We start from the raw sequence: 25,548 nt of genomic DNA on the forward strand, positions 1-25,548 counted from the left end.
GAGCCATGAACATCATGACCCAGCCTTCCGCCGAGCCCGAGATCCAGTCCGCCCCCCGTACCGGGGCGCAGCTGGTCGTCGACACGCTGGACGCGCTCGGGGTAAAATGCGTGTTCGGCTATCCGGGCGGCGCGATCATGCCCGTCTATGATGCGATCGCCCACGGGAAGACCCGCCACATCCTCGTCCGGCACGAACAGGCTGCGGCGTTTGCGGCGGATTCCTTCGGCCGGCTGACCGGCCGGGCGGGCGTGTGCCTGGCCACTTCGGGCCCGGGGGCAACCAACCTGATCACCGGGATCGCCAATGCCTATCTGGACTCGGTCCCGATGGTGGCGATCACCGGGCAGGTTCCGCAGGCGATGATGGGGACGGATGCGTTTCAGGAAACCGACATCTTCGGGATGACGATGCCGATCGTGAAGCACTCCACGATCGTGCGTGACCCTGCGGATATCCCCGTCGCGCTGGCCGAAGCCTTCGCCATCGCCGAAAGCGGTCGTCCCGGCCCGGTGCTGGTCGACCTGCCCAAGGATGTGCAGCAGGCCGTGTGCGAGAATCCAGCGAAATGGCGCGGTCAGGCCGATGTGCTGCAAGCCCCCTCACCCGCCGCCATCGCCGAGGCCGAACGGCTGATCGCGGGCTCCACCAAGCCCCTGTTCTACCTGGGCGGAGGGGTCGCGCGCGACAATGCCAGCGGCATGGTCCGCCGAATCGTTGAGGAGAGCGGCATCCCGGCCGTGGCAACCCTGCAGGGGCTGGGCGTTCTGCCGCCCGAACATCCTGCGATGCTCGGCATGTTGGGCATGCATGGCCATCGCGCGGCCAACATGGCGGTGCAGGAAAGCGACCTGCTGATCGTGGTCGGTGCGCGGTTCGACGACCGGGCGACCGGCAAGCTGGCGGCCTTCGCACCGCATGCCTCGGTCGTGCATATCGATGTCGATGCTGCCGAACTGGGCAAGCTGCGCCACGCCCATGCGGCGGTGTGTGGCAACCTGAAGGCGAGTCTCGCCGCGATCGACTTCCAGAAGGGCGATATCGACGCATGGACTCGCTCGACCGCAGCGAACCGCGTGGAGCACGCACCGCGCTACGATGCGCCGGGCAACGGCATCTACGCGCCCGCCATGCTCAAGACCCTGTCGGAGCGGGTGGGAGACGACTTCGTCGCGGCCTGCGACGTCGGCCAGCACCAGATGTGGGTCGCCCAGCATTGCCGTTTCTCGCGCCCGCAGGCGCACCTGACCTCGGGTGGTCTAGGTGCGATGGGTTACGGCCTGCCCGCCGCGATCGGCGCCAAGCTGGCCGAGCCCGACAGTCACGTCTTCGCGATCTGCGGCGATGGCGGTTTCCAGATGAATATCCAGGAACTGGCGACCCTGCGCCGCTATGGCATCCCGGTGAAGATCCTGTTGCTCGACAATGCGATGCTGGGCCTGGTGCGCCAGTGGCAGGAGCTGTTCTTCGCGGGCAATTATTCCGAGGTCGACCTGTCCGACAATCCCGATTTCGTCGAGGTTGCCAATGCCTTCGGGATCGAGGCCTTTTCGATCGAGCGTCGCGAGGAAGTCGACGACGCGATCGACCGCCTGATCGAGGCGCGCGGGCCGATCCTCGCGCATGTCCGGATCGACCCCGAAGAGAACGTCTGGCCGCTGGTGCCGCCGGGCGCATCGAATGCCGAAATGATGGAGAAGCGCCGATGATCGCCCCCACGCCTTCACTCGAACATGTCCGCATCGAATTTCGCTGCGCCGAGGGTGCGCTGCGCCGGATCCTCGGCGTGATCGAGGCGCGCGGCTTTGCCGTGCGCTCGATGCAGATGGGCAGCGACGAAGACCGCTCGATCATGATGCTCGCGCTCGCCCCGCAGGACGAGAGCCGCCGCGTCGAGACCATGCTCAAGCAGGTCGAGCGGCTGCATGAGACGGAGGCCACCATCCGCCTGAACGGCGCACCTGCTGTCGCGGAGGTCGTCAATGTCGCAACCCTCTGAACCCCGCCAGATCGCGATCTTCGATACGTCGCTGCGCGACGGGGAGCAGGCACCCGGCTTCTCGATGAACACGTCGCAGAAGCTCAAGCTGGCCCATGCGCTGGCGAAGCTGAAGGTCGATGTGATGGAGGTCGGCTTCGCCGCCGCCTCGCCCGGCGATGCGGAGGCGATCCATGCGATCGCCAGCGAAATCGGCTATCAGCCCGGCGCGCCCGTGCTGTGTTCGCTCGCCCGTTGTACCGAAGGCGATCTGGAGGCTGCCAAGCGCGCCCTCGCGCCCGCGCATCGCAGCCGCCTGCATCTGTTCTTCGGAACCAGCGACCTGCATCTGGCCGCCAAGCACCAGATGGACAAGCCGCAGGCGCTCGAGACGATCGAGCGCGCGGTGCGCATGGCCAAGGGCAATTTCACGCAGATCGAATTCTCTGCCGAGGATGCGCTGCGCACCGATCCCGCGTTCCTCAAGGAAGCGCTCGAGTGTGCGGCCGAAGCGGGTGCGGATGTGCTCAACTTGCCCGATACGGTCGGCTATACTTCGCCCGAGGAGATCTATGCGCTGTTCGCGGACATGACCGCGAATGTGGCGCGGCCCGATCATGTCGTCTTCTCCACGCATAACCACAACGACCTCGGCATGGCGGTCGCCAACAGCCTCGCGGCGGTGCGCGGCGGAGCGGGCCAGGTCGAATGCACGATCAACGGCATCGGCGAGCGTGCGGGCAACTGCGCACTCGAAGAAGTGGTCATGGCGCTTAAGACCCGTCCCGATCACTACGCGGCGACCAGCGGGGTCGAAACGCGCGAGATCTACGCCGTCAGCCGCCTGCTGGGCGAGGTGACCGGCAATGCCCCCCCGCGCAACAAGGCGATCGTGGGCCGCAATGCCTTTGCGCACGAGGCGGGCATCCACCAGCACGGCGTACTCGCCGACCCGCGCACCTACGAGATCATGAGCCCGGCGGATATCGGCCTGCCCTCCAACGCGCTGGTGCTCGGCAAGCACAGCGGCAAGCACGCCTTGCGCGCGCGGCTGGAGGCGCTGGGCCAGGGCGAGCTGGGTGACAACCGGTTCGAGAAGCTCTACGCCGATTTCAAGCGCCTCGCCGATACCAAGCGCGAAGTGACCGACAACGACCTGTGCGATCTGCTCGCCGAAGACGGGCGCGGCCATGCGTGGGAACTGGTCCGGGTCGAGATGCGCACCGGCACCAAGGCGAGCGAGCGTCCGACCGCCAAGCTCACGCTCGACCACGCCACGCGCGGGCGGCTGACCACGATCGGCCACGGCACCGGCCCGTTCGAAGCGCTGACCGATGCGTTCTGCGTTGCGGCGGAAATCGAGACCGGCACGCTCGAAAGCGTCGATGCGCACCAGCTCAGCCGCGAGATGGAGATCGAGGTCGGCCTGATGGTCGATGGCGTCGCGATCTCGGGCCGCAGCCAGCACACCGACGTGGTCGTCGCCGCCGCCGAGGCCCTGCTGGCAGCGTTCAACAATCATGAGCGGCTGTCCCACGCCGCGAAGTTCGCCGACGCGGCGTAAGGGTATCGCAATGTCTCAACCACGCTTGCTGCCAAGGTCCCTGTTCGACAAGCTGTGGGACGCGCATGTCGTCGTCCCCGAGAGCGAAGATGCGCCCGCGATCCTCTTCATCGACCTGCATCTGATCCACGAGGTCACCTCGCCGCAGGCCTTCGCCGTTCTGGAAGAGCGCGGAGTGGCGGTGCGCCGCCCCGACCTGACGCAGGCGACGCTCGACCACTCGACGCCGACCCTGCCGGCGGATGCGGACGGGCGCCTGCCCTACGCCACGGAAGCGGCAGAGAAGCAGGTCCACCAGCTGGAGGCCAACTGCGCGAAATACGGGATCGACCTCCTCGGGCTCGACGATGCGCGGCGCGGGATCGTTCACGTGATCGGCCCGGAAATGGGCCTGACCCAGCCGGGCAAGACGATAGTCTGCGGCGACAGCCACACCTCCACCCACGGGGCTTTCGGCGCGCTCGCCTTCGGGATCGGCACGACCGAGGTCGGCCATGTGCTGGCGACGCAATGCATCCTCCAGCGCAAGCCAAAATCGATGCGCATCACCTTTGAAGGCGCGCTGTCGCCCGGCGTTGGCGCGAAGGACATGGCGCTCGCCATGATCGCGCAGATCGGTGCCGACGGCGGGCAGGGGTACGCAGTCGAATTCGCCGGAGAGGCAGTCCGGGCGCTGTCGATGGAAGGCCGCATGACGCTGTGCAACATGGCAATCGAGGCCGGTGCGCGCGTCGGCATGATCGCGCCCGACGAAACCACCTTCGCCTACCTCGAAGGGCGCGAGCGCTCTCCGCAGGGCGATGAGTGGGACGCAGCGGTCGCGCGGTGGCGCGAGCTTCCCTCCGACCCCGATGCGAGTTTCGACACCGAAGTCACCGTCGATGCCTCCGCGATCCGCCCGATGATCACCTATGGCGTATCGCCCGATGCCGCCGCGCCGGTCACCGGCAACGCTCCTACGCCCGCCAACGACTCCGAACGCGAGGCCGCCGAATACATGCGCTTCGCCGCCGACCGGCCCTTTGCCGAGGCGAAGGTCGACCGGGTCTTCATCGGCAGTTGCACCAATTCGCGTATGTCCGACCTGCGCGAAGCCGCAGAGGTGCTGCGCGGGCGCACAGTGGCCGAGGGTGTGACCGCGCTGATCGTCCCCGGCTCCGAAGCGATCCGTCGGCAGGCCGAGGCCGAGGGACTGGACGCGATCTTCACCGAGGCGGGGGCCGAATGGCGCCTGCCCGGCTGCTCTATGTGCATCGCGATGAACGGAGATCAGGGCGCACCGGGCGAACTCGTGGTTTCGACTTCCAATCGCAACTTCGTCGGTCGGCAGGGCAAGGGCGTGCGCACTGTGCTCGCCGGGCCCGCAACCGCCGCCGCCTGCGCGATCGCGGGCCATATCGCCGATCCATCGCACTATCTGAGCACGGAGGCACGCGATGCAGCCTGATCCGTTCACCCGGCTGGAGGCGCGCACGCTGGTCGTCCGTCAGTCCAACATCGACACCGACCAGATCATCCCCGCGCGCTTTCTCACCACCACCACCCGCGAAGGGCTGGGCGCGAACGCGTTCTACGATTGGCGCTATACCGCCGACGATCAGCCCAAGAATGCCTCGCCATTCCCGGTCGCAGGCGCAGGCGACCGCCAGGTGCTCGTCGCAGGGCCCAACTTCGGCTGCGGCTCCTCGCGCGAACACGCGCCTTGGGCGCTGCTCGATTACGGTTTCAGAGCTGTGGTCAGCTCGGACATTGCCGACATCTTCAAGAGCAACTCGCTCAAGAACGGCCTGCTGCCGGTCGAGGTCGATGCCGAAACCCATGCTGCCCTCCTCGAACGGCCCGGCATCGCCATCGCGATCGATCTGGAGGAATGCACGCTGAGGACCGAAGACGGGATCGAAGCCAGCTTCACGGTCGAGCCTTTCGCTCGCCGCTGCCTGCTCGACGGGGTCGATCCGCTCGGCCACATCCTCGCCCATGATGCGGACATCGCCGAATATGAGGCGAGGGCAGCGTGAGCCACACGATCGTATTGCTGCCGGGCGACGGCATCGGCCCCGAAGTCGCCGCCGCCGCGCGTGCGGTGCTGGAGGCGGTAGCGCCGCACCATGGCTTGTCGCTTACCTTCGAAAGCCACGACATCGGCGGCTGCGCCATCGATGCGCACGGCGATCCTTTCCCCGAGGCCACCGCGAAGGCATGTGCCACGGCCGACGCCGTCTTCCTCGGCGCGGTCGGCGGGCCGAAATGGGACGGCGGAGGGCCCCGGCCCGAGGCGGGCCTGCTCGCCCTGCGCAAGACGCTCGGCGCCTTTGCCAACCTGCGCCCGATCACGCTGTTTCCTGGCCTCGAGCACCTCTCGCCGCTCAAGGAAGAGCGGGTGGCCGGCACCGACATGCTGATCGTGCGCGAACTGACTGGCGGGATCTATTTCGGCGACAAGGTGGAAGGGGACGACCACGCCTCGGACCTGTGCAGCTATTCGCGCGACGAGGTCGAGCGGATCGCCCGGATCGCCTTCGCTGCCGCGCGCGAGCGCAAGGGACGGGTCACCTCGGTCGACAAGGCTAACGTGCTCGCCACCAGCCGCCTGTGGCGCAAGACCGTGGTTGCCCTCAGGGACGCCGACTATCCCGATGTTGAACTCGATCACGTGCTGGTCGACGCGATGGCGATGAAGCTGATCGAGCAGCCCTCTGCCTTCGACGTCATCCTGACCGAGAACATGTTCGGCGACATCCTGAGCGACGAGGCGTCGGTGATCGCGGGTTCGATCGGCCTCGCGCCCTCGGCCTCGCTGTCGCAGACCCACGGCGGCCTCTACGAACCGATCCACGGCTCCGCCCCCGATATCGCAGGCCAGGGCAAGGCCAACCCGATCGGCGCAATGCTCAGCGCGGCGATGCTGCTGCGCCACGCCCTCGACGCCGGCGGTGCCGCCGCGCATATCGAACGGGCGGTGGCCGATTGCCTCGCCGGTGGCGTCGGCACGGCGGACATCGGAGGCACTGAGCACACCGACGCCGTGATCGCCGCGGTATGCGACCGGATCGGCGAAGCGGGCTGAATCGATGCCTTCCCGATTTTTCGTTGCGGCCACGCCAGCACGACGATAAGGGGCGTCCCTCCAAGCGAAGTGCCGCTTTAGCTCAGTTGGTAGAGCACATCATTCGTAATGATGGGGTCAGGTGTTCGAGTCACCTAAGCGGCACCACCATCCTCAGCTTATCCGCGCGCTGCTGTAAGGCGAAAGGCCGTTCGGCTGGTTGCGCCAGTGGGAAGCGAGTGGGTGGGCAGCCGCCGTTGCGCGAGCGCGCGGGGTGGTTGGAGCTGGAACTGCAGCTGGCTGGCGCGCGCCCGTTGGCGACCGCATCGACCGCCTCAACGGTATCGACGATGTCTTCGGTCGAGCGCTCGACCTTTTTGGCTTCGCGCTTGATCTCCTTCATCTTCTTGCCGAGGCCGCCGAACTGGCCAGCCTCGACCGGAGTCGAAACAACGGTAGCCGCCAGCGCAAGGCCGACGGCAGTCATGATTGCAAGTTTCATTTAAGCGATCTCCTGCTGTGAGTGATCGGCATGCAATGCTGCGAGGATCGGCTCGGATGAATATCCCATATGGGATAGTGGCGCGTGTTCCAGCCGCGCTCACCCTGCAAGAGGCCGCCCGCTGACCTTCAACCGAACGACCGGAGGTTGAGGCGCGAAGCTACGATCAGGGCGGGCCGACCAGGATTGTCCAGTGATCCAAGTTCCCATCGTTACGCTCTATTGGGCACCATTTTAGGGGAGGTAGGAAACTGCCATTTGCTGGTGCCCGCATAAGAGGTGATACCCCCATAAGAGGAAGGCGAGAACACCTGGTCTGCCCCATTGGGGTAACGACCATTTTGCGCCCTGACCGTCGTTTTTGCACGCGACCGACCACGCCATTGGATGCTCGTTGGGCATCGTGCAGAACCAATTGTAATAGAACAGCCGTCCGGGAGGGATACCAAGCGCGTGGACCGGGTGCGCATCACGGCACCAGGCATTGCCCTGATCCCCTGTAAGACATGCCCCAAGCCGAATAGGTGCCGTTGAAGCTCGGAGTCTCCTTTAGCGTGTGGCGCAAGCGTGTTGAACTGCGTCCGTCGCTGTCTCGTGCCGCTGGCACTGACACTGACACTGACACCGGTGGCGGCCAATACCGAAAAATGGTCGGCCGTGGTCCGCGCCGCGTCGAAGCACTCGATAAACCGGTTCTGGTATGGGTTGCCTGGCGTGATGGATTGCCACTCGGCACTGCCCTCCTTCGACTGGCACCGGCTCGCCATTTTATTCAGTTTGGTGCCGTGATCGCCGATGATCGTGTGGGGCCTCGCCATACGCGGGAACACCGCGGCATCGAGCTCACGCCTGCTTCTCGATTCCGAAACGGCCCGGCCCAATTTGAGCCATGGGATTAGCATCGGCTAGCTCAGTCAGAGTGGGGGCAGCGTGATTTGCCAGTTGTGTGGGTTCTCATCCTCGGACTCAAAGGGCCACCGATTTTTCACTTACGGAGAGAGACGCTCGTGTTCCAGACGCCATACCGGGCAAAGCTGGCTCCAATTACAATTTCTGGGCCCGAAAGCAGTCTTTCCGCTATCGATCTGCTGTAGGCGGGCAGTAGATGTGGTGGCGAGTTTCAACTCGCCATGCGATGGGCGACCAACACGTCTACCACCGCAGGGTCCGCCAGCGTCGAGGTGTCGCCAACTTCGTCAGGCTTGCCTTCGGCGATCTTGCGCAGCACGCGCCGCATGATCTTGCCCGATCGCGTCTTGGGAAGGTCGGGCGCGAACTGGATGACGTCGGGCGTGGCGAACGGTCCGATCTCGCTGCGCACCAGATCGCGCAGTTCCTGGCGCAGGGCATCGCTCGGCTCTTCGCCCGCCTTCAGCGTGACGAAGGCATGGATGCCCTGGCCCTTGATATCGTGCGGCATTCCCACGACGGCGGCCTCGGCCACCAGCACATGCTCGTCGAGCGCGTTTTCGACTTCGGCAGTGCCCATGCGGTGCCCCGACACGTTGATGACGTCATCGACCCGGCCGGTGATCCAGTAATAGCCATCCTCGTCTCGCCGCGCGCCGTCGCCGGTGAAATAGGTTCCGGGGAAGGTGCTGAAATAGGTCTGGAAGAAGCGATCGTGATCGGCGAAGATGGTGCGCATCTGGCCCGGCCAGCTGCGGGTGAGCACCAGATTGCCCTGTGTCGCTCTGGCCAGCACATGCCCTTCGCCATCGACCAGTTCGGGCTGGACTCCGGGAAGCGGCAGGGTCGCGCTGCCGGGCTTGGTTTCGGTCGCGCCTGGGACGGGAGCGATCAGCGCGCCGCCGGTTTCGGTCTGCCACCAGGTGTCGACGATGGGGCATTCGCCGCGCCCGACGATGTCATGATACCATTCCCACGCTTCGTGGTTGATCGGCTCTCCCACCGTTCCCAGCAGGCGTATCGATGACAGGTCGTGGCGCGTCACCCAGCGATCGCCCTGCCGCATCAGTGCGCGGATCGCGGTCGGCGCGGTGTAGAAGATCGTTACGCCGAGGCGCTGGCTGGTCTCCCACAAACGGCCCGGATCGGGATAGCTTGGCACCCCGTCGAACATGACCGTGCGCGCCCCGTTGGAGAGCGGGCCGTAGACGACATAGGTGTGCCCGGTGATCCAGCCGACATCGGCGGTGCACCAGAACAGATCGTCGGCCACGTCCTTACCCTCTTCGGGTCCGAACAGCAGATCGTAGGTCAGCGTCGACCACAGCAGATACCCGCCGGTGGTGTGCAGCACGCCCTTGGGCTTGCCGGTCGAGCCTGAGGTGTAGAGGATGAACAGCGGATCTTCGGCGTTCATCGCTTCGGGCGGGCATTCGTCGGAAACGTCCGCACACGCATCCTCCCACCAGATGTCGCGCCCCTCGCGCATCGCCACGTCACCACCCGTCCGCTGCATGACGATGACCGTATCGACGTCGCTCGCCCGTTCCAGTGCGCTATCGACATTGGCTTTGAGCGCAATGCGCTTGCCACCGCGCGTGCCTTCGTCGGCGGTGACGACCAGCGTCGCACCGCAATCGGCGATCCGATCGGCCAGGCTATCCGGCGAGAAGCCGCCGAAGACGACCGAATGGACCGCGCCGATCCGGGCGCAGGCGAGCATCGCGATCGCCGCTTCGGGCACCATCGGCATATAGAGGATCACTCGGTCGCCCTTGCCGATCCCGTTGGCTTTCAGGACATTGGCGAAGCGACAGACATGCCCGTGCAACTCGCGATAGGTGAGCGTGCGCCCTTCGCCCGGCTCGTCGCCTTCGAACACGATCGCCGGCTGGTCGCCGCGCGTATCGAGGTGGCGGTCGAGGCAATTGACCGAGACGTTCAGCTCGCCATCGGCAAACCAGCGAATGCCGAAATCGGCATGATCGAAGCTGCTCTCGTCCGCCTTCGTCGGGAAGGTGCTCCAGTCGAGCCGGTGCGCTTCGACCAGCCAGAAGCTGTCCGCGTCACTCTCGATCGATGCCTGCATGGCGCGAAGCCTGTCTGCCTTGTGCAACATGGCGATTTCTCTCTCCCCATAGGCCCGGCTTCGCACGAGGAAGCGCCGGCCCGTTCCATTATCGAGGCTGAACATGCCGCCTCGCCCTTCCACCACATCAAGGATAAGCTGCGTGTGTTTCCACGCTGCGAACTGCGCCGCGCCGATATAGACCGGCGTGGTGCCGATCGTGCCCAGCAGCACGTCCGACCCGCCGAGGCGGAACTCGCCGCGCGGATAGACCATCGGGCTGGAGCCGTCACAGCACCCGCCCGACTGGTGGATCAGCACGGGGCCGTGACGTTCGATGATCTGGCCCAGCAGGGCCGTGGCCGCGTCGGTGACGATCACGCGGCGGACCACGCGGCCCTCCGGCGCGGCACTTTGCATCATTGGGTCATGTCGAGGACGACGCGCCCTTCGATCTGGCCCTGCCGCATCCGGACGAACACCACATTGATGTCGTCCAGACCGGCGGTGGAGATCGTCGCCTTGACCTTGCCATCGGCGGCGAAGTCGAGCGATTCCTGGAGGTCCAGCCGCGTACCCACGATCGAGCCGCGCACCGTGATGCCGTTCAGCACCATGCCGAAGATGTTGAGCGGGAAATCGCCCGGCGGCAGGCCGTTGAGCGCGAGGGTGCCGCCGCGCCCGACCATGCCGACCGCCTGTTCGAACGCTTTCTCGCTCACCGCGGTCACCAGCGCTCCGCGCGCACCGCCGCCGGTCAATCGCTTGACCGTGCCGGCAGGGTCATTGTCGGTCCGCGCATTCACCGTCTCCACCGCGCCAAGCCTGCGGGCGAGGTCGAGCTTCGCATCGTCCACGTCTACCGCGACCACGTTCAGCCCCATCGCCACCGCATATTGCACCGCCATGTGGCCGAGCCCGCCGATGCCGGAGATGACCACCGCATCGCCCGGCTTGGTGTCGGTCATCTTCAGGCCCTTATAGACCGTCACGCCCGCGCACAGCACCGGCGCGATCTCGTTGAAGCCGACATTGTCGGGCAGGTGGCCGACATAGTCGGGGTCGGCCAGCACATAGTCGGCGAACCCGCCATTGACCGAATAGCCGGTATTGAGCTGGCTCTCGCACAGCGTTTCCCACCCGCCGAGGCAGTGCACGCAATGGCCGCAGGCGGTGTAGAGCCAGGGCACGCCGACCCGGTCGCCTTCCTTCACATGGGTGACGCCCTTGCCCACGGCAGAGACGAAGCCCACGCCTTCATGGCCCGGAATGAAGGGCGGCTCTGGCTTCACCGGCCAGTCACCCTCGGCGGCATGGAGATCGGTGTGGCACACGCCCGAGGCCTGGATCGCCACCTGGATCATGCCGGGCTGCACTTCTGGCACTGCGACCTCTTCGATCCGCAGCGGTTCGCCGAAGGCGCGCACGACGGCAGCTTTCATGGTCTTGCTCATGACATCTCTCCTGATTTTTTTTGGGGGTGTGGGGCGACGGGATCGCCGCGGCCCACTGCGGCTTGCGCCTCAGAAGAAGCCGAGCTTCTTCGGACTGTAGCTGACCAGCATGTTCTTGGTCTGCTGGTAGTGGTCCAGCATCATGCGGTGGTTTTCGCGCCCGATGCCCGACTGCTTGTAGCCGCCGAAGGCCGCGTGCGCGGGATAGGCGTGATAGCAGTTGGTCCACACCCGGCCCGCCTGGATCGCCCGGCCGAAGCGGTAGCAGGTGTTGGCATCGCGGCTCCACACGCCAGCGCCCAGTCCATAGAGCGTGTCGTTGGCGATGCTCAGCGCCTCGTCCTGATCCTTGAAGGTCGTGACCGAGAGGACCGGGCCGAAGATCTCCTCCTGGAAGATGCGCATCCGGTTGTTGCCCCGGAACACGGTCGGCTTGACGTAATAGCCGCCTGCGATCTCGCCCTCGAACCGCGCGGCCTCGCCGCCGGTCAGAAGCTCGGCGCCTTCCTGCTTGCCGATGTCGATGTAGGAGAGGATCTTGTCGCGCTGTTCGCTGCTCGCCTGCGCGCCGATCATCGTTTCCATGTCGAGCGGGTTGCCCGCCTTGATCGCCTCGACGCGCTGGATCGCCCGTTCCATGAAGCGGTCGTAGATGCTCTCGTGGACCAGCGCGCGGCTGGGGCAGGTGCAGACCTCGCCCTGGTTCAGCGCAAACATCACGAAGCCCTCGATCGCCTTGTCGAGATAGTCGTCATCCTCGCGGCACACGTCTTCGAAGAAGATGTTCGGGCTCTTGCCGCCCAGTTCCAGCGTCACTGGGATCAGGTTCTTGGTGGCATATTGCATAATGAGGCGGCCGGTCGTGGTTTCGCCGGTGAAGGCGATCTTGGCGATCCGGCTGCTGCTGGCGAGCGGCTTGCCAGCTTCCACCCCGAAGCCGTTGACCACATTGACCACGCCTGCGGGCAGCAGGTCACCGATGAGTTCCATCAGCACCATGATCGAGGCCGGGGTCTGCTCGGCGGGTTTCAGCACCACGCAGTTGCCCGCCGCCAGCGCCGGGGCGAGCTTCCACACCGCCATCAGGATCGGGAAGTTCCACGGAATGATCTGGCTGACCACGCCGAGCGGCTCATGGAAATGGTAGGCGACCGTATCATGGTCGATTTCCGAAATGCCGCCTTCCTGCGCGCGGATGCAGCCCGCGAAATAGCGGAAATGGTCGATTGCGAGCGGGATGTCGGCGGCCATCGTCTCGCGCAGCGGCTTGCCGTTGTCCCAAGTCTCCGCGATGGCGATCTTTTCGAGGTTCTCCTCCATCCGGTCGGCGATGCGATTGAGGATGAGCGCGCGTTCGCCCACGCTGGTGCGGCCCCAGGCGTCCTTCGCGGCGTGCGCGGCATCAAGCGCGGCTTCGATGTCCGCCGCCTGACTGCGCGCGATCTGGCCGACCGCTTTGCCGGTGATCGAGGAGATATTGTCGAAATAGCGCCCGTCCTTGGGCGCGACCCATTTGCCGCCGACGAAGTTGTCGTAACGCTCCGCAAAGGGGGCGGTCATCGATGCGGCGGGGCTGGTTTGCATGTCCATCAGCTGATCCTCTCGAATTTGCCGGGTGCTCCCGGTCGTGAGGATGATGGTTCCGCGAAAAGGCGGTGATGAACAGAGGCCGTCGGTTACTGGTTCGGCAAACTGTCTCGCTATCGAGACAGTTTGGCCTGTCCTTGCGTCAGCTGCGCTGCAAGCCTGCCTTTTCCATCCGCCGATAAAGCGTTGCACGCCCTATTCCGAGAGCCTTCGCCGCTCGCGTGGCGTTGCCATCGGCCTGCGCCAGTGCCCTTCGCAACACGGCCCGTTCCGAGTCGTGGAAGGATGGGGCTTCTTCACGGCCGAGGATTTCCGAAGCCGTGCGGCGCGCGTCCAGACACGCGTCGGTCAAGCCAAAGCGGTGCCTGGCGGCAAAGGTTGCGCCGATCACCAGATCGTCCCGATCCACGGCCAGCAGGGCTGCATCGCCGCCCGCCAGATTGGCATCGACGATCCGATGTTCGGCGAAGTGTTTACGAAAGATGCCACTTTCGATCCGGCGCGCTGCGTCCTGGACAATCTTCTGCACCAGTATCCCCGTCGCGGCACTGTGATCGTCGCGGCAGTTCGAAATATCGAGCGCGCCGACAAGCTGGCCTGTCGCATCGCGAACCGGGGCGTCCATGCAGCTGATACCTGTATTTCGGCTGGCGAAATGCTCGTCGCGGTGAATTGTGACCGGTCGGCCCTCGATCAGGCACGTCCCGATGCCATTCGTCCCTTCGCGATTTTCGCTCCACACCCCTCCGGGCGTCAATCCGACGGAATCGAAAAGCTCGCGATCGCCGGCCAGGGTGCGTGCTTCCAGAACTACACCATCATTGTCTGACAGCATCACGGCACAACCGGTCGCAGAGACGATCTGGAACAGCTGGTCCAGCAAGGGCTGCGCGACGCCCAGCATTACCTCATGGCGTTGCCGCCGCTGGTGGAGGTCACTTCCAGACACGAGTTCCGGGGCGCGATCGGCGCCGACATTGAGCCCATGCTTGAGGCCCGAGCGGCACCAGCTGGCTGCAACAAGTGACTGCGCGGCAATCGAGGAAGATTGCAAAACCTCTTCTACCAACGCTTCATGTCGGTCTGTCATTGCGATTTGATACAGCAAATGGCCGACCAACGCTAATAGCGCTCGCGAAAGCTCGTAAGGATATTGGTCGGCATCAAGACCGAGACCAAAGCCAATCGCAGCCTTTGGGAGGGGGGGCGCGATCTTTCGAACATCCAGATTTGGGGCGCAAAGCGGAAGCGGTTGGGGCAAAATCAAGGGGAGATTGATGCCGATCTTTGTGAGCAGGTGCGCGATCTGGCCAACCAGCGTCGGCGGCTTGGCTATCGCCGTCTGCACATCCTGCTGCGCCGGGCGGGCGTGATGATCGACCGCAAGAAGACCCGGCGCATCTATCAGGAGGAAGGGCTGCCGGTCAGGCGGCGACGAAGCCGCAGGCGTGCCGTTGGAATGAGGGCATCGGCTCGGGCGCGAAGATGCCAATCGGGAGAGGCCGCCAGTGCAAGCCGAGTTTGCAGCAGCCAGTCTGGATAATCTGCATTCGCGCTCATCGCTTGAATCCCGAGGGATCGCAGCGAAATCCCTAAGCCTATCCGCGCCATTGTTCGGGTTGCGCGTGGTGTTCGTCGTTCTCGCAGGAAGGGTAATCATCGAGGTGCTCTTGCTGGCGACCCCCGCGCGGCGCTAGGCTGCGATCGGGGGCTAAGCAGGACAAGGCATGCGATGACGACCATCAGAGACGTTGCCAAAGCAGCGGGTGTTTCCGTCGCCACCGCATCGCGCGCACTGAACGGGATGACCAATGTTACCCGGACGACACGTGAGCGGATTGAAGCGGCCGCGCGTCAACTCGATTATGTTCCCCACATCGGCGCGCGAAGCCTGACACGCCAGCGCACCGATACGATCGGCGTCGTCCTGCCCGACCTCTTCGGTGAGTTCTTTTCCGAGATGATCCGCGGGATCGACCTCGTTGTGCATGGAGCCGGCAAGTCGCTGCTTCTGGGCAATATGCACGGCAGCGCGGTCGAGACTGGACAGGCCCTTCGGGCAATGCGCGGGCGGGTCGACGGGCTGCTCGTCATGCCGCCCGATTCCTCGGCGGAGACCATCCCCGAGGCTTTGGTCCGTGACATCCCCATGGTGCTGCTGAGCGCAGGTTCGGCGGACGGGACCATCCCCTTTGTCACGGTGGACAATTATGCTGGTGCCAGGCTGGTTACCGAACACCTGATCGATTGCGGCGCAAGGCGGATCGTCCATCTCGCCGGGCCGGAGAACAATCGCGATGCGGGTGAACGGGAACTGGGCTTTCGCGATGTCCTGCGCGAGCGGCTAAAGCAGAATGAGCCGCTCATCCTGCGGGGCGATTTTCGCGAAGGAGCGGGGCGCGAGGCGGCCCGGCGTCTGCTTGCCGAAGGTCACCAGTATGATGGGGTGTTCGCGGGCAATGATATGATGGCGGTCGACCTGATGGCGGAACTGCGCGAAGCCGGAATCGAGGCTGGGCGCGACATTCTGCTGGCCGGTTTCGACGACATTCCACTCGCTCGCTATGTCACCCCGCAACTCACGACCGTCCATTCCGACATCATGCGCTTGGGCTCATCGGCCGCTCGCCTGCTCTTGAGGGCGATGGAGGGCGAGCAGTTGCTGCCCGCAGACAGCCTGGTCATCGAGCCTACGCTGGCTGTTCGCGGGTCGACCTGCAGAATCGGCCGAGCCGAGGGGGACTGAGCGCGAGATCGGTTGTTTCGTCCGGCGACGGAATGGTGCATGACGGGCGATGAAACCGATTACATCCGAAGGACCGATCAGGATGAAGCTGCTCGAACTCCGAATCCTCTGCAATGTCGTTCTTGCCGCGCTATTCGCGATGGCTGCGGGTGGACAGCCGGTCGCGGCCTCCGAATCCGAAGCGGGGCAGCATTCGCAGCCCGCCGTCGACGAGGGTAACTATCGGTACCAGCTGTTCGTGCCGCGCGGGGTCCCGAACGCCGATCCCGAAGCCAAATGGCCGCTGATGCTGTTCCTGCATGGCTCGGGCGAGCGCGGCGACGATGTGGATGCGGTCAAGCGCCACGGCCCGCCCAAGCAGGCCCAGCGCGATCCCGACTTTCCTTTCATCCTGATTTCGCCGCTCTTGCCTGCGGAAGAGGACTGGGACATCGCGAAGCTCGATCGCATCCTCGATCACGCGCTGGCGACGCTGCCGGTGGATCGGGATCGCGTCTACCTCACCGGGCTCAGCCGCGGTGGGCATGCGACTTGGCGCTGGGCTGCCCAGGAGCCGACGCGCTTCGCCGCGATCGCGGCGGTGGCGGGCCGTGGCGATCCTGCGACCGCGTGTGCGCTCAAGGACCTGCCTGTCTGGGCGCTCCACGGCGATCGTGACGATGTGGTGGTGCCCGAAGGCAGCTTCGCGATGGCGCGCGCGATCCGGGCGTGCGGGGGGCAGAAAAGCCGTCTGACGATCTATCCCGATCTCGGTCACAACGCGTGGGACCCTGCTTATGCCGATCCCGCGCTGTATCTCTGGCTGCTGAGCCATCGCCGTGGGATGGAGGATTGAGCGCATGAGACTACGCTCCCTTTTTGCAGGCCTCGGTCTCGTCATGCTGCTTTCCGCCTGCGCGCATGTTCCCGCTCGGGAGACGAAGCCGTCGGGCGTGCGGGCGATGACGTTCAACATCCGCCTCGACACGGCATCGGACGGCTCGAATGCGTGGTCGTACCGCCAGGATATGGTGGCCCGGACCATCGCCTATTTCGCCCCCGACATTGTCGGTATGCAGGAGGTTCTGCTCAACCAGAAACGTGATCTGGAAGCGGGCCTGCCCGGTTATGCGTTTGCGGGAGTCGCGCGCGATGATGGCGCGACCGAGGGGGAATTTTCCCCGCTGGCTTGGAAAACCGCGCGCTGGACCGCTTTGGAGAGCGGGACCTTCTGGCTGTCCCCGACGCCGGACGTGCCGAGCAAGGGCTGGGACGCCGCCCTGCCGCGTATCGCGACCTGGGCCTTGCTTCAGGATCGCCGGACCGGCGAGCGGGTGCGGGTGCTCAACACCCATTTCGACCACGTGGGCGAGGAAGCCAGACGCGAAAGCGCGGCGCAGATAGCCGCCTGGGCCCAGCGCCATCGCGCGGCGGGCGAGGCGGTCATCGTCATCGGCGATTTCAACGCTGCCCCCTCGAGCGCGCCGATGCAGATCCTCGCCGATCGCAACCGCAGCGGGCTCGCCGACACGCGCAGTATCGCGCAGGCTGAGCCGTTCGGGCCGACTGGCACCTTTACCGGGTTCGATATCGCCCGCAACGCCGCCGAACCGATCGATCATATCCTGGTGTCGGATCAATTCGCGGTCTTACGACATGCGACGATCACCCAGCAGTGGGGCGGGCGTCTGCCGTCCGATCACTACCCCGTAGTCGCCGATCTTGAATTGCCTATGCGGTAGCGGCGGTCAGGCGTCAGACCAGGCGGATTGTGGCCGAGACGCCGAAATGATCGGATGGATACTCGCCGTCTGCAGCCATGTCGCCGATCCTTGAGACGTCGATCACGCGCCAGCGATCTCGCTCGACATAGATATGATCGATCACCCGCTCGCTATGCCCCCTGGCCGGGTTGAGCGTCGTCGTCACCGCGTTGGCGGGCAAGGCGCTGACGAAGCGCGGCGGTGCCATCGGCGCAAGCTCCGGATCGGCTAGCTCGGCATTGAAATCGCCTGCCACCACCAGCGGAGTCCCGTCGCGAGGAACCCAGGCCAGCAGATCGTCGATCTGGCGGCGTCGTACCGCGCCCGCATCGGATTGCGATGCCAGATGGGTGACGACCACATCGACCGGACGCCCGGTCAGCGACAGGCGCAGGCGCAGGGCGGTGCGGTAATCGCTTTGCGGATCCAGCCGCCTGCCAGTTTCCTCGAGAACAGGCAGACGCGTCAGGATCGCATTGCCGTATCGCTTGGCGGCGCCGGGCGGATCGAACGAGTAGAAATGCACCGAATACCCATCGAGCATCGCGGCGATCGTATCGGCCTGGTTGGCGAGGCCCCTGGCATCGTCTTCGAGCACCTCCTGCAAGGCGATGACGTCCGCATCGCTACGACGTAGCGCATCGACGAGCAGCGGCAGTCGTGCGGCCCAGTCTCCCGCATCGTGCCAGATGTTGAAGGTGACGACCGTCATGTCGCGGCCGCCCGATAGCGGCGTTCGCGCAACGCATCCCCCAAGCGCGGCCAGAGACACGAACCCGCCGCCGGCCAGCAGCAGGCTGCGCCGGTCGATCATCACGGGTCCGTGCGCTCCAGCCAGCCGCCGGTAAAGCCGAGCCGTTCGAGACCGCGCCGGACATGCGGGTTCTTTCGCATCGTGCGCCAGACAAGCTCGCTGCGGTGATTCTCCATCATCGACAGGATCGGCCCCTGATCGATTCCGAGATGGTCGCGCGCGACCCACCCGAACTGCGTATCGACGGTGCCGCTCCTGCTCCCTTCGTCGACGAACACGTAGCTGGGGTTGAACGCGTCCTTGAACCCATATTGGGTGTAAAGGCGGTCGCCATAGGCGGCGCGCATGTTCATCAGCGCGGGTAGCGTCACCTCGGGCGCGAAGGGGATCGAGCCCCCAGCCGCCGTGGGCACGATCGTACCGTCATCGACGACTCGTTCGGCGCTGACGCCCCTTGCCGAATATCCCATGAAGGTTCGCGCGCTGCCATTGACCTCGCGTCCGTTGCCGGCAGCGGTCGGTCCGTCGGACGCCGTCCAGCCCCACAGGTCGCCCGAGTAGCCGACCCAGTCATTCGGGTTGTCCGCACCATAGGCGCGTTGGCTGAGTGTCGCGCGGCGGCTGTTCTCGAAATAGTCGATGCCCTTGCCGCGCATGAAAACGTCCTGGATACCGCGGAAATCGACCCAGACATGGCTGTACTGGTGGCCGAACAGCGGCTCGAACTGAAGGTGTTCGTAACCGTAGTAAGAGCCCCAGTCTTTCTCCAGATCGGCCGCCCATCCGGTGTCCCAGGCGTCTTTGCCGATCGGGTGCGTGGGTGATCCTGCAGCGAGGATGTAGACCAGCATGCCCTCGTTATAACCGACCCAGTCGTGGGTCCCGAAATCGCCGTTGTCGCCACGTTCAGGATACCAACCCATCGCGATCGCCTTGCCGCTTCCGCCATTGGCGGAGGGGATGGCGCTGTTCTCGCGCTGGACGAAGGTCCAGTCGACACGGGAGTAGATCTTCTCGGCGAGGTCGCGGATCGCGGCTTCGGTCGGATTGTCGCGATCGAAATAGCTTTGCGAGAACAACACGCCGCCCATCAGCAGGGCGGTGTCGACAGTCGACAGTTCGGTGTTGCCGAAGCGCGTCCCGTCCTCGTTCTTCAGGAAGTGGTAGAAAAAGCCCTTGTGACCTGAAACGCCCTCGGCCGCCGGGCCCTGCGGAGCGTTCCAGTAGAATTCGAGGCAATCGAGCGTGCGCTGCGCCGCGTCTTCGCGTGAAACGTAACCGCGTTCCGCGCCGATCCCATATGCATTCAGCGCGAAACCGGTCGCCGCGATCGAGGAAAACGGGTTGGATGGCCAACGGTCGGGCGCCAGGCAGCGCTGCGTATCGGTGGTTTCCCAGAAATAGGCGAAGGTGCGCTTCGTCAGGTCTTCGGCAAATGCTGTCTGCTCTGACAGGGTAGGGGCGTCGGCGGCAGCGGGGGGCGCCGCGACCGGCACGCTTGCGCATCCGGACAGAAACAGGGCGAGGGGAGCGATACGGAGGAAAATGGCGATCACCCGTTGTTAAAAGGAAAGCGCCGCCACTTCCAGGTGGAAGCGGCGGCGCGGGGAGAAGGGCTCAGAATTCGAAGCCGGCCGAGAGCTTCAGCGTCCGCGGCGGTCCGTCGGTGCTGAAGGAGTTGAGGTTGCGCTCGCCAGTCACCGAGTTGAAGCTGTTGTAGTTCCGGTCGTTCATGGCGTTGATGATATCGGCTCGCACATAGATCCGCGACCGATCGCTCAGGAAGCTCAGCGGAATGTTCTGCGTGATCGCCAGATCGAGCTGACGGAAGCCCCAGCGATCGCCGTTGCCTGCGGTTTCGACCGTTACCACCTCGACCGGCGGCGTCCCGCCCGGGGTCCGCACGAAGCTGTTGAGGAAGCGTGGCGACGAGTAGACGAACTTGCCGGACAGCGTCGTTTCGGTCGGCAGATCGACCGCACCCGCGACAACGAGGCGGTGCTTGCGCAGGCCGCTGGAGGTCTTGATGGTGTAATCCTCCAGCGTCGGGAAATCGAACGAGAAATACTCGCCGAATGCCCGGTTTTCGGTCCCGTCGGTGTAGGTGTAGGTAGCCGAAAGGTTCCAAGGCGACCGCTGGGAATAGCGCTTCACGAACTTGAAGTGGAACGCGTCTTCATCCGTTCTCAGGCCATTGGTCCCGATGATGATCGAGCCCCATCCCGGAGGTGCGAAACCGAACGGCGAGCTCGGCGTGGCAGGAGCATCCGGGAAGAAGCTGCCGTCCGGACGACGATTACCGAGCAGATAGGCGAATCCGTCGCGGCTCTTGATGTGGCGATAGCCGACTTCCACATTGAAAAGGCTGGTCAGATCGCTGCGCAAGCCGAGGCTGAACTGATCCGAATAGGGCACCTTGAGATCGTTGTTGATCAGGCGGATGCTGCGACCCGCGCCGACGCCCGCATTGTCGAGCAGCTGCTGCCTGCCCTCTTCGGTCAGATAGATCGGATCGAACGGAACGCAGGTTGGGCTGGGATTACACTCATTCTCCGGATCGCCCGTGATAAAATTGAACGTGCGCGTGCTGTAAGCGTTGATGCTGACTTCCTGCGCAATGAAATCGAATTGGTTGCGATCGTAGGAACGACCGTAGCCGCCGAACAGTACCAGCTTGCCCTGATCCAGAAACTCGTAGCTGAAGCCAAGCCGTGGCTGAAACGCTCCCAGGAAGGCGTCACGCTGCGTTCCGTCGGTGATGTAGTCGTTGATGTCGTATTCGACGCCCGGCTGAAAGATGTTCGGATAATTGGCTTCCGAGACGGCGGCAACGACCTCCGGCGGGGTCACGAAGTCGAGGTACGACGGGGTTTCCTCGTAATCCCAGCGGATGCCAAGGTTCAGCGTCAGCCGGTCGTTCACGATCCAGTCGTCCTGGATATAGATGCCGAACTGCCAGTTGTTTGAGATGACGGAGGGCGTGCCCTGACCGGTGCCGGCACCGAACTGAACCTCATAAGGCACGGTCGTGTTGAAGCCGCCGTCAGGGAAGTTGACGTTGTAGGAATATTGAGCGTTGAAGAAGTTCTGCTCGACGCGGTCGAGGCGCACCCACTTCGACTTGATGCCGGCCTTGATCGTGTGGTCGGGAATGCCGATCCAGGTGAAGTCGTTCTGGATGCTGTACCCTTCCTGGCCCTTGTCCTGGAAGTTGGCGCTGCCACCGATACGCAGAAGCCGTGCGCGGTTCAGTAACTGACCGGTAACCGGGCTGATCCCGCTATATTCGTAGATTCGCCCGGGCGTAAAGTTCTGCGGGCGCGGCGACCAGAAGGCGTTTTCGTAGGTCGCCTTGAAGTCGTTCACGAAATTGTCGCTCGTATGCTCCCACCGGAAAAGGCCGCGAATTTCGTCGACATCCTGCGACGCTGCGGCTTCCTCTGAGGTTGTGCCCCCATACGAGAAGACGCCGGTTTCATCGCGATACTTGCCCGTAAGCTCGAAGACGTCGCGCGAAGTCGGCTGAAAACTCAGCTTCCCGAAGTACAGGTTTTCGTTGAATTCACGAGAGTTGGGCCCAAACCGGTCCTGCAGATCGGCAGGGAAGAAGCTCTCGGGGAAGCTCGCGCCGGGCTCGACAGTCGCGGGCCTTATGATGCGCTTGCCCTCGTAAGTCCCGAAGAAAAACAGGGTGTCAGCGATGATCGGCCCGCCGAGCGAGCCACCGAACTGCATGTCCCTCACTTCGACCTTTTCCCGACCCCGGACCTTTTCGTCGATGGTCTTTTCGCGCATGCCGCTATCTTGATAATCGAAGAAGACCGAACCATGGTATTCATTGGTGCCGGACTTGGTGCCCGCAGTAATCGCGACCGAACTGACTTGGTCGAACTCCGCCTTGTAGTTGGAGCTGATGACCCGATATTCGCCAACCGCAAGCTGAGGGAAGGGGTTGCCCTCGGAACTGTCTTGTCCGGTGATGCCATTCTTTAGGACGTAATCTTTTTGACCGACGCCATCGATGTAGACATTGACGGTGCGGCTGTTCTGCCCGCCACCCTGAATGCGCGACTGGCCGTCGGGATTCTCGAATGAGACGCCGGGTGCCAATTCTGCGAAGGCAAGGAAGTTGCGATTATTTTGCGGCAGCGTTGAGATTTCTCGCTGCGTGATATTCGCTCCGACTTCGCCGCCCTCCAGCGTGCGAATGCGCTGGCCGGTCACGAGAATCAAATTGTCATCCGACGGCGCGCCGGGCGAACCCGAAACCGCAGCGAGTTCGTTGACATCGAAATTGAGCAGCGCATCCTGCGCAATCAGGAGCGTGAATTCATCGGTCTGCCGGACATCGCCATCGGCAGTGGTTATTTCGAGGTAATAGGTCGCCGGACGAAGCTGGGGGAAATTGTAACGACCATTTTCGTCGATCGAAACCGACCGCCGGAAGCTGGTAGCCGGATCCACCGCAGTGACTTCGGTCGCTCCGCCGGTGATCTGGCCGCGCAGCGATGAACTCGATTCCTGCGCATGTGCAGGCGTAGCGGTCGCAATCGCGATCGCGCCCGTGGCGCAACCCAGCACCAGTGCGGACGCGAGTCGATTCGCCACCGCAGAGCGGTTTTTCGTCCAAGACAGCATTCGTACTCTCCCTGATGGCCCTTCAACCGGGCTCGTTACCACACGCCGCGTATCCCTATGCGGCGCGAATAAGTCTTTTTGACAATGGCCTTGTAACCGGTTTCATATGCGCTGTATAGCCTTGTCGAGCAGGCCGAATGAATTCAAAGCTGCGGACAAATCCGGGCAGGCTGCCGAGAATCAAGGCTATGGGAGAGAAATAAGGTGCGTAGGCACAAGCTAATTCTTGCGACGGCGATGTCCGCGCTGATTGCGGGCGTCGCGACCCCCTCCGTTGCACAGCAGGTGCAGGCGGACGCGACCGGTGAGTCGAGCCCTAGTGCGTCGAGCGACATCACAGCGGTTTCGAACCGCCCGGACGTCGCCCAATGGTCGGCCCCCGATGCGCAGATGGAGGCCTTCGTCGACGATCTGATCGCGAAGATGACGCTGGACGAAAAGATCGGCCAGCTCACGCTGCTCACCAGCGACTGGGAATCGACCGGTCCGACGATGCGCGATACCTACAAGCAGGATATCCGCTCGGGCCGGGTGGGCGCGATCTTCAACGCCTATACCGCCGATTATACTCGCGAACTGCAGAAGGTCGCGGTCGAAAATCACCGGCTGAAGATCCCGCTGCTGTTCGGCTACGACGTGATTCACGGCCACCGGACGATTTTCCCCATTTCGCTCGGCGAAGCGGCCAGCTGGGACATGGAGGCGATCGAAAAGTCCGCCCGTGTTTCCGCACTGGAAGCCACCGCAGAGGGCATCCACTGGACCTTCTCGCCGATGGTCGACATCGCGCGCGATGCGCGCTGGGGCCGCATTTCGGAAGGGGCGGGCGAAGATGTCTATCTCGGCAGCAAGATCGCCCGGGCACGCGTGCGCGGCTATCAGGGCGACGACCTTCGCGCGACCGACACGCTGCTCGCCACGGCCAAGCATTTCGCCGGCTATGGTGCGGCGCAGGCCGGGCGCGACTATCACACGGTGGATATCTCGGAGCGCACCCTGCGCGATGTCTACCTGCCGCCGTTTCAGGCGACGGTGGACGAGGGAGTCGCCACCTTTATGACGTCGTTCAACGAGTATGACGGCGTGCCCGCGAGCGGCAGCCGATACCTGCTGACCGATGTGCTGCGCGACCAGTGGGGCTTCGATGGTTTCGTTGTCACCGACTATACCTCGATCAACGAGATGGTCCCGCACGGCTACGCCAGGGATCTGAAGCAGGCCGGCGAACAGGCGCTCAACGCGGGCGTCGACATGGACATGCAGGGCGCGGTGTTCATGGAAAACCTCGCCAAATCGGTCGAGCAGGGGCTCGTCGATGTGGCCGATATCGATACAGCGGTTCGCCGCATCCTCGAAATGAAGTACCGCCTCGGGCTGTTCGAGGATCCCTATCGCTACGCCGATAATGCGCGGCAGGAGGCGACACTCTACAAGCCCGAATTCCTCGAAGCCGCCCGCGACGTGGCGCGCAAGTCGATGGTCCTGCTCAAGAACGAAGGCAATGTGCTGCCGCTCGCCGCCTCGGCGAAGCGGATCGCGGTGATCGGTCCGCTCGGCAACAGCAAGCCGGACATGATCGGCAGCTGGGCCGCAGCCGGCGACCGCGGGACGCGCCCGGTCACGGTGTTCGAGGGCATGCAGGCCAATGCGCGCGACGGGGTGAACGTGGAGTACGTCAAGGGCGCAAGCTACGAGTTCGCCGACGAAGGCAAGACCGATGGTTTCGCCGAGGCGCTCGCGCTGGCCGAACGATCGGACGTCATCGTCGCCGCGATGGGCGAGAAATGGGACATGACCGGGGAAGCGGCGAGCCGCACCTCGCTCGACCTGCCGGGCAACCAGCAGGCCCTGCTCGAACAGCTGGTCGCGACGGGCAAGCCGGTCGTCCTCGTCGTTCTCAGCGGTCGACCCAATTCGATCACCTGGGCGGATGAGAATGTCCCCGCCATCCTCCACGCCTGGTATCCGGGTACCCAGGGCGGGCACGCGATCGCCGACGTGGTCTATGGCGACTACAACCCCTCGGGCAAGCTGCCGGTCACCTTCCCGCGTACCGTCGGCCAGGCGCCGATCCATTACGACATGAAAAGGACCGGCCGGCCAATCGAGCTGGGCGAACCGGGTGCGAAATACGTCTCGCGCTATCTCAACACCTCCAACGACCCGCTCTATCGATTCGGCTACGGGCTCAGCTACACCACCTTCGGCTATTCGCCGGTCGTGCTGAGCGCGCCGAGCATGGGGGCAGGCGGCACGATCACCGCCAGCGCCACCATCGCCAACACCGGCGACGTGGCGGGCGAGGAAGTGGTGCAGCTGTATGTGCGCGACCTCGTCGGTTCGGTCACCCGACCGGTGCAGGAGCTCAAGGGCTTCGAGAAGATCGAGCTGCAGCCGGGCGAGAGCCGCACGGTCAGCTTCTCGATCAAGCCCGCAGACCTCGCTTTCACGCGGCAGGACATGACGCATGGATGGGAGCCGGGTGAGTTCGAGCTGTGGATCGCGCCTTCTTCCGGCGCCGAGGCGAGCACGCCGGTCACCTTCACGCTGACGGAGTAAC

General features: G+C 64.2%; 19 protein-coding genes, 1 tRNA gene and 1 pseudogene. 13 read left to right on the forward strand and 8 right to left on the reverse strand.

What is annotated here, in order from left to right; genetic code table 11:
• Positions 1-5: 5 nt before the first annotated feature.
• The 7 genes from ilvG to AAG612_RS12315 all read left to right on the forward strand — a co-directional run bounded on the left by ilvG (position 6) and on the right by AAG612_RS12315 (position 6,756).
• Positions 6-1,709, forward strand: coding sequence for an acetolactate synthase 2 catalytic subunit (ilvG, locus tag AAG612_RS12285; protein ID WP_342510477.1), 1,704 nt, complete (start codon positions 6-8; stop codon positions 1,707-1,709).
• Positions 1,706-1,999: an ACT domain-containing protein gene (locus AAG612_RS12290; protein ID WP_342510479.1), complete on the forward strand. Its 294-nt coding sequence runs from the start codon at positions 1,706-1,708 to the stop codon at positions 1,997-1,999. Before ilvG ends, AAG612_RS12290 begins: the two co-directional genes overlap by 4 nt.
• Positions 1,983-3,542, forward strand: coding sequence for a 2-isopropylmalate synthase (locus tag AAG612_RS12295; RefSeq protein ID WP_342510481.1), 1,560 nt, complete (start codon positions 1,983-1,985; stop codon positions 3,540-3,542). The genes AAG612_RS12290 and AAG612_RS12295 overlap by 17 nt, the downstream gene beginning before the upstream one ends.
• Positions 3,543-3,552: 10 nt before the next feature.
• The gene (leuC, locus tag AAG612_RS12300; protein WP_342510482.1) at positions 3,553-4,989 is read left to right on the forward strand and encodes a 3-isopropylmalate dehydratase large subunit; all 1,437 of its coding nucleotides are present in this window, start codon (positions 3,553-3,555) and stop codon (positions 4,987-4,989) included.
• Positions 4,979-5,560, forward strand: coding sequence for a 3-isopropylmalate dehydratase small subunit (gene leuD / locus AAG612_RS12305; protein ID WP_342510484.1), 582 nt, complete (start codon positions 4,979-4,981; stop codon positions 5,558-5,560). Before leuC ends, leuD begins: the two co-directional genes overlap by 11 nt.
• Positions 5,557-6,609 (forward strand): 3-isopropylmalate dehydrogenase, encoded by a 1,053-nt coding sequence (leuB, locus tag AAG612_RS12310; RefSeq protein ID WP_342510486.1) that lies wholly within the window; start codon positions 5,557-5,559, stop codon positions 6,607-6,609. Before leuD ends, leuB begins: the two co-directional genes overlap by 4 nt.
• Positions 6,610-6,680: 71 nt before the next feature.
• A tRNA-Thr gene (locus AAG612_RS12315) sits at positions 6,681-6,756 on the forward strand.
• Here the strand turns inward: AAG612_RS12315 and AAG612_RS12320 are convergent.
• On the reverse strand, positions 6,740-7,090 hold the full coding sequence (locus AAG612_RS12320) for a hypothetical protein (RefSeq protein WP_342510489.1): 351 nt from the start codon (positions 7,088-7,090) through the stop codon (positions 6,740-6,742). The genes AAG612_RS12315 and AAG612_RS12320 overlap by 17 nt on opposite strands.
• Positions 7,091-7,684: 594 nt before the next feature.
• Here AAG612_RS12320 and AAG612_RS12325 point away from each other — a divergent pair.
• Positions 7,685-7,879, forward strand: coding sequence for a hypothetical protein (locus tag AAG612_RS12325; protein WP_342510491.1), 195 nt, complete (start codon positions 7,685-7,687; stop codon positions 7,877-7,879).
• A gap of 331 nt (positions 7,880-8,210) precedes the next feature.
• Here the strand turns inward: AAG612_RS12325 and acs are convergent, their stop codons facing one another.
• From acs to AAG612_RS12345, 4 genes are all read right to left on the reverse strand, one after another.
• A complete protein-coding gene (acs, locus tag AAG612_RS12330) occupies positions 8,211-10,490 on the reverse strand; it encodes an acetate--CoA ligase (RefSeq protein ID WP_342510493.1) in 2,280 nt (759 codons plus the stop codon).
• Positions 10,487-11,521 carry a zinc-dependent alcohol dehydrogenase gene (locus AAG612_RS12335; RefSeq protein ID WP_342510495.1) on the reverse strand — a complete coding sequence of 345 codons (1,035 nt, stop codon included), beginning with the start codon at positions 11,519-11,521 and terminating at the stop codon, positions 10,487-10,489. Before AAG612_RS12335 ends, acs begins: the two co-directional genes overlap by 4 nt.
• A 69-nt stretch (positions 11,522-11,590) precedes the next feature.
• Positions 11,591-13,111, reverse strand: coding sequence for an aldehyde dehydrogenase (gene adh, locus AAG612_RS12340; RefSeq protein WP_342510497.1), 1,521 nt, complete (start codon positions 13,109-13,111; stop codon positions 11,591-11,593).
• Between the two features lie 139 nt (positions 13,112-13,250).
• On the reverse strand, positions 13,251-14,198 hold the full coding sequence (locus AAG612_RS12345) for a GAF domain-containing protein (protein WP_342510499.1): 948 nt from the start codon (positions 14,196-14,198) through the stop codon (positions 13,251-13,253).
• Positions 14,199-14,384: 186 nt separating this feature from the next.
• Here AAG612_RS12345 and AAG612_RS12350 point away from each other — a divergent pair.
• From AAG612_RS12350 to AAG612_RS12365, 4 genes and pseudogenes are all read left to right on the forward strand, one after another.
• A pseudogene (locus AAG612_RS12350) lies at positions 14,385-14,582 on the forward strand (IS3 family transposase); the annotation flags it as partial.
• 258 nt (positions 14,583-14,840) lie between these two features.
• A complete protein-coding gene (locus tag AAG612_RS12355; protein WP_342510500.1) occupies positions 14,841-15,854 on the forward strand; it encodes a LacI family DNA-binding transcriptional regulator in 1,014 nt (337 codons plus the stop codon).
• 49 nt (positions 15,855-15,903) lie between these two features.
• Complete coding sequence (locus AAG612_RS12360; RefSeq protein ID WP_342510501.1) at positions 15,904-16,689, forward strand: carboxylesterase family protein; 786 nt, start codon at positions 15,904-15,906, stop codon at positions 16,687-16,689.
• A gap of 4 nt (positions 16,690-16,693) precedes the next feature.
• On the forward strand, positions 16,694-17,575 hold the full coding sequence (locus AAG612_RS12365; protein ID WP_342510503.1) for an endonuclease/exonuclease/phosphatase family protein: 882 nt from the start codon (positions 16,694-16,696) through the stop codon (positions 17,573-17,575).
• Positions 17,576-17,588: 13 nt separating this feature from the next.
• Here the strand turns inward: AAG612_RS12365 and AAG612_RS12370 are convergent, their stop codons facing one another.
• The 3 genes from AAG612_RS12370 to AAG612_RS12380 all read right to left on the reverse strand — a co-directional run bounded on the left by AAG612_RS12370 (position 17,589) and on the right by AAG612_RS12380 (position 22,958).
• Positions 17,589-18,410 carry an endonuclease/exonuclease/phosphatase family protein gene (locus AAG612_RS12370; protein WP_342510505.1) on the reverse strand — a complete coding sequence of 274 codons (822 nt, stop codon included), beginning with the start codon at positions 18,408-18,410 and terminating at the stop codon, positions 17,589-17,591.
• Entirely contained in the window at positions 18,410-19,906 is a 1,497-nt protein-coding gene (locus AAG612_RS12375; protein WP_342510507.1) for a glucoamylase family protein, read from the reverse strand. Before AAG612_RS12375 ends, AAG612_RS12370 begins: the two co-directional genes overlap by 1 nt.
• A 61-nt stretch (positions 19,907-19,967) precedes the next feature.
• Entirely contained in the window at positions 19,968-22,958 is a 2,991-nt protein-coding gene (locus tag AAG612_RS12380; protein ID WP_342510509.1) for a TonB-dependent receptor, read from the reverse strand.
• 267 nt (positions 22,959-23,225) lie between these two features.
• On the opposite strand from AAG612_RS12380, the gene bglX reads away from it, so the two are divergent.
• Positions 23,226-25,547: a beta-glucosidase BglX gene (gene bglX, locus AAG612_RS12385; protein WP_342510510.1), complete on the forward strand. Its 2,322-nt coding sequence runs from the start codon at positions 23,226-23,228 to the stop codon at positions 25,545-25,547.
• Position 25,548 lies beyond the last annotated feature (1 nt).

Origin of the sequence: Citromicrobium bathyomarinum (assembly GCF_038594605.1) — a bacterium.
In the GTDB taxonomy this organism is placed as follows: Bacteria; Pseudomonadota; Alphaproteobacteria; order Sphingomonadales; family Sphingomonadaceae; genus Alteriqipengyuania; species Alteriqipengyuania bathyomarina_B.